Annotated in this window: 13 protein-coding genes and 1 pseudogene; 3 read left to right on the forward strand and 11 right to left on the reverse strand. The window is 72.4% G+C overall.

What is annotated here, in order from left to right:
* Positions 1 to 12: 12 nt before the first annotated feature.
* The 6 genes and pseudogenes from hemL to hemE form a co-directional block, all read right to left on the reverse strand.
* On the reverse strand, positions 13 to 1299 hold the full coding sequence (gene hemL / locus ACZK5N_RS02960) for a glutamate-1-semialdehyde 2,1-aminomutase (protein WP_459020400.1): 1287 nt from the start codon (positions 1297 to 1299) through the stop codon (positions 13 to 15).
* Positions 1296 to 2261 carry a porphobilinogen synthase gene (gene hemB / locus ACZK5N_RS02965; RefSeq protein ID WP_459020001.1) on the reverse strand — a complete coding sequence of 322 codons (966 nt, stop codon included), beginning with the start codon at positions 2259 to 2261 and terminating at the stop codon, positions 1296 to 1298. Before hemB ends, hemL begins: the two co-directional genes overlap by 4 nt.
* Positions 2258 to 2962 carry a uroporphyrinogen-III synthase gene (locus tag ACZK5N_RS02970; protein ID WP_459020401.1) on the reverse strand — a complete coding sequence of 235 codons (705 nt, stop codon included), beginning with the start codon at positions 2960 to 2962 and terminating at the stop codon, positions 2258 to 2260. The genes hemB and ACZK5N_RS02970 overlap by 4 nt, the downstream gene beginning before the upstream one ends.
* A gap of 45 nt (positions 2963 to 3007) precedes the next feature.
* Positions 3008 to 3892 (reverse strand): annotated as a pseudogene (gene hemC, locus ACZK5N_RS02975) (hydroxymethylbilane synthase); the annotation flags it as partial.
* Positions 3889 to 5172, reverse strand: a complete 1284-nt coding sequence (locus tag ACZK5N_RS02980) for a protoporphyrinogen/coproporphyrinogen oxidase (RefSeq protein ID WP_459020002.1) — start codon at positions 5170 to 5172, stop codon at positions 3889 to 3891. The pseudogene hemC and the gene ACZK5N_RS02980, both read right to left, overlap by 4 nt.
* A complete protein-coding gene (gene hemE / locus ACZK5N_RS02985) occupies positions 5169 to 6176 on the reverse strand; it encodes a uroporphyrinogen decarboxylase (RefSeq protein ID WP_459020003.1) in 1008 nt (335 codons plus the stop codon). Before hemE ends, ACZK5N_RS02980 begins: the two co-directional genes overlap by 4 nt.
* 56 nt (positions 6177 to 6232) lie before the next feature.
* Between hemE and ACZK5N_RS02990 the strand changes: the two genes are divergently transcribed.
* Genes ACZK5N_RS02990 through hemQ form a run of 3 tightly spaced genes read left to right on the forward strand, consistent with a single transcriptional unit; the run spans position 6233 to position 9275 of the window.
* Positions 6233 to 7498 carry a glutamyl-tRNA reductase gene (locus tag ACZK5N_RS02990; RefSeq protein ID WP_459020004.1) on the forward strand — a complete coding sequence of 422 codons (1266 nt, stop codon included), beginning with the start codon at positions 6233 to 6235 and terminating at the stop codon, positions 7496 to 7498.
* Positions 7495 to 8550 (forward strand): ferrochelatase, encoded by a 1056-nt coding sequence (locus ACZK5N_RS02995; protein WP_459020005.1) that lies wholly within the window; start codon positions 7495 to 7497, stop codon positions 8548 to 8550. Before ACZK5N_RS02990 ends, ACZK5N_RS02995 begins: the two co-directional genes overlap by 4 nt.
* On the forward strand, positions 8547 to 9275 hold the full coding sequence (hemQ, locus tag ACZK5N_RS03000; protein ID WP_459020006.1) for a hydrogen peroxide-dependent heme synthase: 729 nt from the start codon (positions 8547 to 8549) through the stop codon (positions 9273 to 9275). Before ACZK5N_RS02995 ends, hemQ begins: the two co-directional genes overlap by 4 nt.
* Positions 9276 to 9281: 6 nt before the next feature.
* Here hemQ and ACZK5N_RS03005 read toward each other — a convergent pair whose 3' ends face one another.
* Genes ACZK5N_RS03005 through ACZK5N_RS03025 form a run of 5 tightly spaced genes read right to left on the reverse strand, consistent with a single transcriptional unit; the run spans position 9282 to position 12110 of the window.
* The gene (locus ACZK5N_RS03005) at positions 9282 to 10295 is read right to left on the reverse strand and encodes an LLM class flavin-dependent oxidoreductase (RefSeq protein ID WP_459020007.1); all 1014 of its coding nucleotides are present in this window, start codon (positions 10293 to 10295) and stop codon (positions 9282 to 9284) included.
* A 7-nt stretch (positions 10296 to 10302) separates the two neighbouring features.
* Positions 10303 to 10920 (reverse strand): histidine phosphatase family protein, encoded by a 618-nt coding sequence (locus ACZK5N_RS03010; protein ID WP_459020008.1) that lies wholly within the window; start codon positions 10918 to 10920, stop codon positions 10303 to 10305.
* Positions 10917 to 11321: a ribosome silencing factor gene (rsfS, locus tag ACZK5N_RS03015; RefSeq protein WP_459020009.1), complete on the reverse strand. Its 405-nt coding sequence runs from the start codon at positions 11319 to 11321 to the stop codon at positions 10917 to 10919. Before rsfS ends, ACZK5N_RS03010 begins: the two co-directional genes overlap by 4 nt.
* Entirely contained in the window at positions 11308 to 11976 is a 669-nt protein-coding gene (nadD, locus tag ACZK5N_RS03020) for a nicotinate-nucleotide adenylyltransferase (protein ID WP_459020010.1), read from the reverse strand. The genes rsfS and nadD overlap by 14 nt, the downstream gene beginning before the upstream one ends.
* Positions 11973 to 12110: a hypothetical protein gene (locus ACZK5N_RS03025; RefSeq protein WP_459020011.1), complete on the reverse strand. Its 138-nt coding sequence runs from the start codon at positions 12108 to 12110 to the stop codon at positions 11973 to 11975. Before ACZK5N_RS03025 ends, nadD begins: the two co-directional genes overlap by 4 nt.
* Positions 12111 to 12132: the final 22 nt, after the last annotated feature.

The following is a 12132-nucleotide window of genomic DNA, read 5'->3' on the forward strand; positions in this document are numbered from 1 at the left end:
GGGGCTAGCTTCTCACGAATGCGCGGCGGCCCGAGCGGCTGCCGGAAGAGCATCCGTGATCCGGGCCATGGCGGCGTCGTCGTGGGCAGAGGACAGGAACCACGCCTCGAAGGCCGAGGGCGGCAGGGCCACCCCGTGGTCGAGCATCGAGTGGAAGAAGCGCGCGAACGCGGCCGTGTCCTGCGCCTTCGCGTCGTCGTAGTCTGCGACGGGCTCCTCCCGGAAGAACACGGAGAACAGGCTGCCGGCGCTCTGCACGACGTGCGGCACCGATGCGGCGGTCAGTGCGTCCGCGACGGCGACCTGCAGCTCGGCCGAGCGGCGGTCCACCTCCCCGTACACGCCGGCGTCGGCCAGGCGCAGCGTGGCGAGGCCGGCCGCCGTGGCCAACGGGTTTCCGGACAGGGTGCCCGCCTGGTAGACCGGCCCCACCGGTGCCAGCATCTGCATCAGCCGGGCCGGGCCCGCGAGGGCCGCCAGGGGCATGCCCCCGCCCACCACCTTGCCGAAGGTCACCAGGTCCGGCAGGTAGCCGCCCTCGAGCCCCAACCACCCGGCGGGCGCGACGCGGAAGCCCGTGAGCACCTCGTCGAGGATCATCAGCGCGCCGTGGCGGGCCGTGAGGTCGCGGATGGCGGCGTTGAAGCCGGGCGCCGGCGGGACGACGCCCATGTTGGCGGGCGCGCCTTCGGTGATGACGGCCGCGATCCGCTCCCCCGCCTCGTCGAAGACTCGGGCCAGCGCCTCGATGTCGTTGTAGTCCACGACGATCGTGTCCGCCGCCGCGGCCTGCGTGACGCCCGCGGAGCCTGGGAGCCCCTGGGTGGCGACGCCCGACCCGGCGGCCGCGAGCAGCGCGTCGGAGTGGCCGTGGTAGCAGCCCGCGAACTTCACGATGGCGTCGCGGCCGGTGGCGCCGCGCGCCAGCCGGATGGCGGTCATGGTGGCCTCGGTGCCGGTGGAGACGAAGCGCACCTGCTCGGCCATCGGCACCCTGGCCCTGATCACCTCGGCCAGCTCCACCTCCGCCGCGGTGGGGGCACCGAAGGACAACCCGCGCGCAGCGGCTGCCTGCACGGCCGCCACCACCTCGGGATGCGCGTGTCCCAGCAGGGCCGGGCCCCAGGAACAGACGAGGTCCACGTACTCGACACCCTCGGCGTCCAGGATGTAGGGGCCGCGGGCCGACGAGACGAATCTCGGCGTGCCCCCGACGGACCCGAACGCCCGCACGGGCGATGAGACGCCGCCGGGAATCACGCCGCGCGCCCGCTCGAAGAGCCGGTCCATGCCTGTCACTTCATCCACCCCGCCAGTTCCAGTGCCCAATAGGTCAGCACGATGTCCGCTCCGGCCCGCACGATGGCGGTGACCGATTCCGTGACCGCCCCCTGGCGGTCGATCCAGCCGCGCTCGGCGGCCGCCTCGATCATTGCGTACTCCCCCGACACCTGGTAGGCCGCCACCGGCACATCCGAGACGGCGGCCACGTCGGCCAGCACGTCCAGGTAGTACCCCGCCGGCTTCACCATCACCATGTCCGCGCCCTCGGCGAGGTCCAGCTCGGCCTCGCGAAGGCCCTCGCGCCGGTTGGCGGGATCCTGCTGATAGGTCTTGCGGTCACCGATCAGGGTGGAGGTGACGGCCTCGCGGAACGGGCCGTAGAACGAGCTGGCGTATTTCGCCGCGTAGGCGAGGATGGCTGTGTCGGTGTGTCCGGCTCCGTCGAGCGCGGCCCGGATGGCCTCGACCTGACCGTCCATCATCCCCGACGGCGACACGACGTGGGCGCCCGCGTCCGCCTGGGCGATGGCCATCGACGCGTACGCCGCCAGCGTCGCGTCGTTGTCCACGAGGCCGTGCGGGGTGACGAACCCGCAGTGTCCGTGCGTGGTGAACTCGTCGAGGCAGGTGTCGGCCATGACGACGGTCTCGTCGCCGACGGCGTCGCGCACGGCCCGCAGCCCGCGCTGCAGGATGCCGTCCTCGGCCCATCCCTGCGTGCCGGTGTCGTCCTTGTCTGCGTCGTCGGGCACGCCGAACAGCATCACACCGCCGATGCCGGCGGCCACCGCCTGCTCGGCGACGCGGCGGACGCCGTCGAGGTCGTGGCGGTGCACGCCCGGCATCGAGGAGATGGCCCCGGGCGCCTCGGCGACGAACACGGGCAGAACGAGCTGCGAGGCCCTGGGTTCCACCTCGCGGACCAGTCTGCGCATGGCGGGAGTGGTGCGGAGCCTTCGCGGCCGCATCTGGATCATGGGTGTTCCCTTCCTATGGACGAGATCGCCCGGATCAGTCCCTCTGCATCCTGTGTCGCCGCCACCGCCGCGACACTCGCGCCCTCGCGCCGCAACGCCTCCGCCGACGGTGGGCCGAACGCCACCACCGCGGTGTCGTCGCGCCAACCGAGCAGCCGGCCGACGGCGGCGCCGGCCGATCCGGACGTCACGGCCACGGCGTCGAACAGCCCATCGCGCCATTCGTACACCAGCACCCCGGGCAGGTGGTCGAGCGGCTCCATCGTGTACAGCGGCAGCACCTCGACGCCGTAGCCCTTGGCACGCAGCGCGTCGGCCAGCACCGTCGACGACAGGGCCGAGCCGGGAATCACCACGCGGCCCGAGCCCTCTGGCCAGGCACGCGCCAGGGCGGCGGCGCTGGACTCCGCGGCCGGCACCAGATCCACGGTCAGGCCGGCCGCCTCCGCCGCCGCCGCTGTCCGGGGTCCGACGGCGGCCACCCGGGCGCCCGCCGGCACCGTCAGCCCGAGCTCGGCGATGACCTCCAGCGTGGCCGCGGAGGTGAACGCCACCCAGTCCGCGCGATCGAACGAGCCGTCCGGGCGAAGCGTGACGCGGCGTTGGACCGGCTGCGCGACCACCTCGGCGCCGGCGGCCCGCAGCGCGTCCGCGAGGGCGCCGTCGGCCTGGGTGAGCAGGATCCGCAACCCCGCCAGCACCGCCGGGCCGCGCCAGAGCGAGGTGTCGTCGTGCAGCTCCTCGAGGCGCGACGGCCGGCTCGCGCCGAGTTCGGCCACGTCCGAGGCGCCGTGGTGGATGAGCTCCTCCGCAGCGGTCTCACCCGCACGGGCCGTCATCTGGACCCGCGTGCGCGTGGCCGTGGATCCGTCGATGGCGAACACGCCGGCCACGAGTTCCCCGTCGCGCCCCCAGGCGCCGATGGGCGCGGCGCACCCCCCGCCCAGCCCGGCGAGCACGGTGCGCTCCGCCTCGACCGCCTCCCGGGTCGCGGGATCCTCGAGCGCGGCCAGTTCTGCCCTCACCGCGTCGTCGTCCGCCCTGCACTCCAGCGCGAGGGCGCCCTGGCCGGGGGCGGGAAGGATGTCCAGCAGGTCCGTGATGTGTCCGCCCAGGCCGAGCCGGGCGAGGCCGGCCGCGGCCAGCACGACGGCGTCGAGGTCACCGTCGGCGACCCTGGCCAGCCGGGTGCCGACATTGCCGCGCACGTCCACGTACAGCAGGTCCGGCCGCTGCGCCCGCAGCTGGGCGACCCGCCGCGGCGATCCGGTGCCGACGGTCGCCCCCGGCGGGAGCTCCCTCAGCGTCAGGCCGTCCCGGGCGCAGAGCGCGTCGCGGGCATCCGCCCGCAGCGGCACGGCCGCGATGACGAGTCCCGGGACGGCGGCGGTGGGCAGGTCCTTGAGAGAGTGCACGGCGAAGTCACAGCGACCTTCGAGCAGCGCCGTGCGCAGCTCAGCGGCGAACACCCCCAGGGTGTCCAGCCGCGTCAAGGACCCGCGCTCCACATCGCCGCCGGTCCTGATCCGCACCAACTCGACGGCGTGGCCGCGCGCGCGGAGCGCGTCGGCGACCTGCTCCGACTGCGCGACGGCCAGCGCAGAGCCGCGGGTGCCCAGGCGCAGCCTCACCGTGCCAGCCGATCACAGCCGGCGATGACCGAGGCGATCCCGTTGCCGTCCACCCAGGCGCCGACGAGGTCCACGCCCACCGCTGCGACGGCCTCCTGGTAGTACTCGCGCGTGGCGTGCTCCATGCGGGTGGGCATGGACTCCCAGGACACGGACGCGAACCCGGTCACGTCCCTGTCCGCGAGCTCGATGCCGAGAAATCGCGAGGCATCCGCCAGCGCGTCCGCCCGCGTGGGGATGAGCTGTTCCGGGTAGGACAGGCGCAGGATCTCCTGACCGTCGCGCCGCGCGCCCGGCCACTTCCACGAGTAGTGGGTCAGCGCCTTGGCATGGATGGAGTCGTCGCGCTCGCCCACGAGCAGCCCGGACCCGATGGGGCCCTCCAGCAGCCCGGGGTGGGAGACGCCCAGCACGGCCAGGCGCGCCGTCACCACCGGCGGAGGCGTGAGATCGATGCCGATGCGGGCCAGCAACGCGCAGGCCGACGCGGCCGAGGACGCGAGCACCAGCCGGTCCGCCGTCACGGTCTCACCGTCGGGCAGGCCGACGGCGAACTGGCCGCCCGAGCGTCGCAGCGACACCGCCGGCGAGGCGAGCCGGATCTGCCCGCCGCCCGCCACGATGGCCCCGGCCAGCGCCTCGGTCAACCGGAACATCCCGCCGACGGGCTGCTCCACGGCCGCCACCCCCGGACGGCGGACCGCCGCGACCGCGCCCAGCAGGGTCCCCTGGTGCGCCAGGGCCTGGGAGAGCCCGGGCGCGAAGGCCGCCAGCGGCATCCTGTCCGGAGCCAGGGAGTAGACGCCCTGCGCCACGGGCGCCACCAGCCTGACGAGGGCGCCGTCGCCCAGGCGCGCGCGCACCAGCTCGCCGACCGTGGTGGCGTCCGCCCCCACCTCGGGCGGCAGGTCGGCGTCCTGCGCCAGGCGGCGGAGGTCCTCAGGGGACAGCGCCCCCAACGCGGGATCGTCCAGGGAGGCCGGGATGCCCAGCACTCCCTCCGCCATCGGCCACACGCCGTCGGGCCGCCAGATGTGCGGCTGACCCGCGGGGCCCGCCACCTCCAGGCCGAGCTCCTCGCAGAGCGCCCGGCCCACACCGCCACGGACGGCGTAGGCCTCTGCGCCGGAGTCCACCCGCACCCCGCCGATCTCGATGGATGCGATCATCCCGCCCAGTCGCGTGGACGCCTCCAGCAGCGTCACCGTGCGGCCCTGCTGGGTGAGGCGGTACCCGGCCAGGAGCCCGGCGAGGCCCCCGCCGACGACGACGGCAGTCACAGCGTGTGGAGGAGCGCCACCAGGTCGGTGAGCACCCCCGGGTCGGTGGTGGGGGGCACGCCGTGGCCGAGGTTGACGATGTGCGCCGGGGCCGCCCGGCCGCGGTCGACGACGTCACGCGCGTGAGCCTCCAACGAGTCCCATCCCGCGGCGAGCCGTGCGGGATCGATGTTGCCCTGCAGCGGCAGGCCCGGCAGGACCGCGGCGGCCTCGTCGAGCGGTGTGCGGTAGTCGATGCCCATGGCCTCGACGCCGCAGGCGGCCATGTCGGTGAGGATGTGCCGGGTACCTGTGCCGAAGTGGATCCGCGGGACGCGTCCCTCCACGGCCTTCAGGACGGCGGCGGAGTGCGGCGCGACGTGGGCCACGTAGTCCGCCCGGGTGAGGGCACCGGCCCAGGAGTCGAACAGCTGGACCACGCGGGCCCCTGCGTCGACCTGCACGTTCAGGAACTGCCCGGAGAGGTCCGCGCACCAGGCCAGCAGCCGGTGCCAGGACTCGGGATCCGCGTGCATCATCGCCCGCGCGGCGAGGTGATCACGCGACCCGCGCCCCTCCACCAGGTAGGCCGCCAGCGTGAACGGTGCCCCCGCGAAGCCGATCAGCGGCGTGTCCTCCCCCAGCTCGGCCACCACCATGCGGACCGCCTCGGTGATGGGGCTGGTCTCGATCAGTGCGTGCCGGGTGACGCGGGCCACGTCCGCCGCGGTGCGCACCGGCTTGTCGATGACCGGGCCCACACCGGAGTGGATCTCCACCTCGACGCCCGCCAGGACCAGCGGTGTCATGATGTCGGAGAAGAAGATGGCCGCGTCCACCTTGTGCCGTCGCACCGGCTGCAGCGTGATCTCGGCCGCCAGCTCCGGGATCAGGCATGCCTCCAGGATGGTGGTCCCCTCGCGGAGGGCACGGTATTCGGGCAGCGACCGGCCGGCCTGGCGCATGAACCAGACCGGCAGACGTTCGGGACGGTGTCCGCTGAGCGCGGAAAGCATGGAAGTCATTTGAACACGATTCTGCCTCATCAAGCGTGCGTGGTTGAATAGGGACCACTGTGACTATGCGCGTGTTCTCCATTCAGCACGACCGGCAGGGCCTGCCGGAGGTTGAACGTGTCAGCGCATGCGTCGACGATGTCGCCGGCCGCCTCACCTCCCTGCCGGAGGTCAACGGGGCGATCGTGCTCAGCACCTGCAACCGGGTCGAGATCCTGCTGGACACCACCGGCGGGGCCTCCAACTCCCACCTGCGTGCCGCCCTCAATGCGGGCTTCGACGCCGCGCCCTCCTGGGACCTCTACCTCGGCGAGGCGGCTCTGGGGCACGTCTTCCGGGTGGCTGCCGGGCTGGACTCGATGGTGGTGGGCGAGCGCGAGATCGCCGGGCAGCTCCGTCGGGCACTGGCGTCGGCCCAGGAGAACGGATCGGCGTCGCTGCCGCTGAGCATCGCCGTCGACGAGGCCCTGAAGACCTCCCGGCGCATCGCGCACGAAACCGCGCTCGAGAGCGCCGGACGTTCCGTGGTGAGCGTGGGCCTGGACCTCATGGGGATCCCCGACTGGTCCGAGGCCACGGTCACCATCGTCGGCACCGGTTCATATGCTGGCGCGGTCGTCGCGGCGCTGCGCGCCCGCGGGGTGGCCCAGCTGCGCGTGCACTCGGCCAGCGGTCGCGGTTCCACGTTCGCCGACAGCCACGACCTGGCCCACGTCGCCACCCTCGCCGACGCGCTGACCGGCACGGACCTGGTCGTCACGTGCCGCGGCATGGGCTCACCCGTCATCGATGTGGCAGATGTGCGCGGCCCGCAGCGTTTCCTGGACCTGTCGCTGCAGCGCGACGTGGCACCGGAGGTCGCGGCGTTGGTGGGCGTGCGCGTGGTGGACCTGGCCTCCATCCAGGCCTCCATCCAGCCGTGCTTCGCCGACGACACGCGGCGCGCGGAGGCGCTCGTCGACGCCGGCGTGGCGGACGTCCTGACCAGGCTGCGGGCCCGGATCGTGGACCCCGCCGTCGTGGGCCTCCGCCAGGCCGTGATGGCCATGGTGGACGACGAGGCCGCCCGCCTGCCCCAACGCCCGCTCACGCACGACGACGCCGCCCTGGCGCTGCGCCGGCTCGCCACGCGGCTGCTCCACGTGCCCTCCACGAGGGCCCGGCTCGCCGCCGAGCGCGGCCGCACGGAGGAATACCTGCTGGCCATGGCCGAGCTGTACGGCATCGGCCCCGAGGTGGTTGACCCGGACGCCATAGAGTCCCAGCACTGCCCCGTCACCCACATGGGGGTCGAGGATCTCGACTCCGCCGAGGCCCGGGAGGCCATGTGACCCTCGCCCCGTACACCGCGGTCCTCTTCGCGTCGTACGGCGGGCCCAACGAGTCCGCCGACGTGCTGCCCTTCATGCGCAACGCGACCGCCGGGAGGGGGATCCCCGACGAGCGCCTGCTCGAGGTCTCGAAGCACTATGAGCTGTTCGGCGGTCGCTCCCCCATCAACGAGCTCAACGCGGCCCTGATGGACGCCGTGCGTGCGGAACTGGCGCGCCGCGGTGTGGACGTGCCGGTGGTGATCGGCAACCGCAACTGGCACCCGTACTTCGCCGACACCGTACAGGCCCTGGTCGACGACGGGCATGAGCGCGTCCTGGCGCTGGCCACCTCGGCCTACTCCTCCTACAGCGGATGCCGCCAGTACGGGGAGGATCTCCAGAGAGCCGCCGACGGCCGCCCCATCCACATCGACAAGGTGGACCCCTTCGCCGAGACGCCCGGGTTCGTCTCCGCCAACGCCCGCGCCCTCGTCGAGGCCGTGCGCCGGCTGCGGGCACGCATCGGCGACGGCGCACTCCGGGTGCTGTTCGTCACGCACTCCATCCCCGGCGCCATGAACGCGGCGTCGTCCACCGGCGAGCCCGAGCGTCGCTACGACGCGCAGCACCTGAGGGTCGCGGCCGCCGTGGCCGCCGAGGCATCCCAGGCTCTGGGCGAGGAGCTCGCGTGGGAGCTGACGTTCTGCTCACGGTCGGGGGCGCCGCATATTCCGTGGCTGGAGCCAGACGTCAACGACCGGATGCCCGAGGTACAGGCCGACGGCGTGGACGGGATTGTCGCGGCTCCCATCGGGTTCATCTCCGACCACATGGAGGTGGCCTTCGACCTCGACACCCAGGCACGCGAGACGGCCGCCGGCCTGGGCCTGCCCTACGAGCGCGCGGCCACCGTCGGCACGGACGCCGGTTTCGTGGCCCTCCTGGTGGACGAACTCCTCGCGAAGGCGGCCGCCGCGCGCGGCGAGGTGGCCACCCAGGGCCGCTGCCGGTTCTCCACAGGCCGCTGCTGCCTGCCCCGCCCCACCCCCACCGACAGGACCTCCGCATGAGCAAGCACCCGGGCCGCGACGAGCGCGACGAGCAGGACGTGGACCTCGAGGCCATCAACGCGCAGCCGCTGTACGCGATGTACTCGGTCTTCGCCACGGCCGCGCCGCTGCCGGCGTCCCGGTTCGAAGCCTCGGCGCTGGCCGTGGAACTGGAGGCCGCGCTCGGGACGGCCGGGGTGACCGTGCGCGGCTTCTACGACCTGGGCGGCTTCCGCGCCGACGCAGACCTCATGGTGTGGACGCTGTCGAACGACCCGGCGTCGCTGCAGGCCGGCTACCACGCCATCCGGCAGAGCGACCTCGGCTCCTTCCTGGAACCGGTGTGGTCCGTCATGGGCGTGCACCGCCCCGCCGAGTTCAACCGCACCCACGTGCCCAGCTGCTTCGCGGGCTTCGCGCCCCGCCCGTGGCTGACGGTGTACCCGTTCGTGCGCAGCTACGACTGGTACTACCTCGACGACGCCCACCGCTCGAAGATGCTCATGGAGCACGGCCTGGCCGGGCGCGAGTACCCGGACGTGGTGGCCTCGACGCTGTCGTCGTTCGCGCTGAACGACTACGAGTGGATCCTGGCGTTCGAAGCCGACGAACTGCACCGGCTCACCGACGCGATGCGCCACCAGCGCTCGGTGGAGGCACGGTTGCACGTGCGCGAGGAGACGCCGTTCTTCACCGGGCCACGCATCGGGCTCGACGAGTGGATCTCGCGGCAACCCCTCGTCTGATCGGCGCTAGGCCCAGCCCAGCTCCCGAGCCACGGCCACCAGGTTCTCCATCCAGTGCGCGTTGTAGTCCACCCCGAGCTGGCTGGGCATGGCGAACAGCACGTAATCAGCCTCGCTGACGGCCTCGTCGGCGCGCAGCATCCTCGCCACCTCGTCGACCGATCCCACCATCTGCGGGCCGGAGCGGGCCTTGGAGCCGTCGAGGATGCCGACGCTGTCGTGGTTGTCCCCTCGGAGCCCGAAATATCGGCGGTCGTCGTCGCTGGTCACCGGGAAGACGGGGCGGGTCACGGCGGCCAGTCCCGGGCCGGTATGGGCGTGCCGCCGGAACTCACGGCGGTAGGCCCGCAGCTGATCCGCCTGCTGAATGTGGAACGGCCGCCCGTCGTCGGCCAGCAGTAGCGTGGAACTCAGCAGGTTCATGCCCTGCTCGCCGGTCCACACCCCAGACTCCTGGCTCCCGGCACCCCACCAGATCCGGTCCGGCAGACCGGGGCTGAGCGGCCGGATGGGCAGGTCCGGGCCGTCCCCGGAGAACTGCGCGGCCGCCGAGTGGGCCACAGGCTCCCCGGAGATGGCACGGCGGAACCTGGCGGCCTTCGAGTGGGCGTGGTCCGCCCACGAATCGCCGTCGGTCAGGCGGTAGCCGAACTGCTTCTGTCCGTCGACGGCCTGCTCGGGGCTGCCCCTGCTGATGCCGAGCTGCAGCCGCCCACCGGAGAGGAGATCCGTCGCGGCGGCCTCCTCCGCCAGGTACAGGGGATTCTCGTAGCGCAGATCCACCACCCCGGTACCGACGTCGATCCGTGTGGTGACGGCAGCCATGGCGGCGAGCAACGGAAACGGTGCGGTGTGGGACTCCTCGAAGTGGTGCACCCTGACCCAGGCCCCGTCCAGGCCCACCTCGTCGGCGATCCGGGCGAACTCGACGTGCTGGCGCAACGCAGCGCCGGCATCGGGCACCCGGGCCCCCACCACATGGCGGTAGTGGCCGAAGGACAGGAACCCGATCCTCTTCATATCTGGCCTAACGCGACGTCGGGTGGAATATTCCCACGTTGTGCGCCACGAGGCGCCACGCGCCGTGGGCTAGACCGAGCTCCGAGAAGTGCGCGTTGCCCAACCCTCCGAGCACGCGTCCCTCAAGGCCCAGCAGCGCGTGGATGATCCGGTTGAGCAGCAGTCCGTGGGACACGACGAGGACGGTGCCGCCCGCGTGGGCGCCGGCGATCTCCTCGAAAGCCGGCAGCCCGCGCGCCACGACATCGGCCAGGGTCTCCCCCTCCGGCGATCGGCGGAAGTCCACCCCGTTGGCGTACTTGGACTCGTAGTCCGGCATGGATGCCTTCACCTCGTCCCACGTCAGCCCGGCCCAGCTGCCGACGTCGATCTCCATGAGCCGCGGATCGGTGCGGACGGGCTCGCCGGGGCGCACGAGTGTCGCGGTGTCCACCGCCCGCGACAGGGGCGAGGCATAGACGGCGTCGAACCGGACGTCGGCCAGCGCCGCGCGCGCGTCCTCAGCCTGACGGCGGCCGACGTCGTTGAGCGGCACGTCGGCGAGCCCCTGGAAGCGCTGCTGCGCGTTCCAGTCCGTCTGCCCGTGGCGGAGGACCAGGAGGCGCGTCGAGTGCTCGAGCCTCACTGCGCCGCGTCGTCGGGGGCCTCGTCGTCGTCCGGCTCGGGGAGGTGCAGCTCCAGCGGGATCTGCGGGCAGTCCTTCCACAACCGCTCGAGGTTGTACAGGGAGCGCTCCTCGGTGTGCTGCACGTGCACGATGAAGTCGATGAAGTCCAGCAGCACCCAGCGGTTCTCCCGGTCCCCCTCGCGCCGCACGGCCTTGTAGCCGGCCGCGAGCAACCGCTCCTCCACGCCGTCGACGATGGCGCCGACCTGGCGCTCATTGCCCGCCGACGCGACGAGGAACACGTCGGTGATGACGAGCTGCTCCGACACGTCGAAGGCGACGATCTTGTGGCCCTTCTTGTCTGCCGCTGCCTGGGCGGCGATCTGGACGGGCTTGAGCACGTCGTCAGCTACGGTCACTGGGAACTCCTGATCCGGAGGCCGGGTACAGCCCCCTCTTGGCGATGTACTGCACGATACCGTCTGGCACCAGGTACCAGATCGGCTCGTGGGCGTGGACCCGCTCGCGACAGTTCGTCGACGAGATGGCCAGGGCCGGCACCTCGAGAAGGGTGACGGCGTCCTCGGGGAGGTGGGCCAGGTCGTCGCGGGTCATCGGCACGCCCGGGCGGGTGACTCCGACGAAATGCGCGAGGTCGAACAGTTCGTCGGCGCCGTACCAGGTGAGGATCTGGCGCACCGCGTCCGCGCCGGTGATGAAGAACAGGTCCGTGTTGTCGCCTCGCTCGGCCCGCAGGTCCTTGAGAGTGTCGACGGTGTAGGTGTTGCCGGGCCGGTCGATATCCACCCGCGACACGGAGAAGCGGGGGTTCGACGCGGTGGCGATCACCGTCATGAGGTAGCGGTCCTCGGCGAGCGAGACCTCACGGTGGCTCTTCTGCCACGGCATCCCGGTGGGCACGAAGACCACCTCGTCGAGGGCGAACTTGGCGGCCACCTCGGATGCGGCCACGAGGTGGCCGTGGTGGATGGGGTCGAACGTGCCACCCATCACGCCCAACCGGTATCGGCGCGACTTCTCCTTGCGCGCCAGTGCGAGCTCCGTGGTGCTCACTTGGAGTGCGGGCGGCCCGACCCGAATCCGACGATCCAGGCGATCACGCCGACCAGCACTGCCAGTGCCAACGCGCCCATCACCCAGCTCGGCACGGGAGGTGCGGCAGCGGCGGTCTCCAGAAGAAGGCTCATGGCGCCCGATCCTAGCAAGGCG

The organism is Tessaracoccus pujii, assembly GCF_055326215.1.

Bases quoted from the DNA above. Each gene is read 5' to 3' on its own strand.
- hemB (WP_459020001.1), bottom strand. From the start codon at position 2,261: ATGATCCAGATGCGGCCGCGAAGGCTCCGCACCACTCCCGCCATGCGC.
- hemE (WP_459020003.1), bottom strand. From the start codon at position 6,176: ATGACTTCCATGCTTTCCGCGCTCAGCGGACACCGTCCCGAACGTCTG.
- ACZK5N_RS02990 (WP_459020004.1), top strand. From the start codon at position 6,233: ATGCGCGTGTTCTCCATTCAGCACGACCGGCAGGGCCTGCCGGAGGTT.
- hemQ (WP_459020006.1), top strand. From the start codon at position 8,547: ATGAGCAAGCACCCGGGCCGCGACGAGCGCGACGAGCAGGACGTGGAC.
- ACZK5N_RS03005 (WP_459020007.1), bottom strand. From the start codon at position 10,295: ATGAAGAGGATCGGGTTCCTGTCCTTCGGCCACTACCGCCATGTGGTG.
- ACZK5N_RS03025 (WP_459020011.1), bottom strand. From the start codon at position 12,110: ATGAGCCTTCTTCTGGAGACCGCCGCTGCCGCACCTCCCGTGCCGAGC.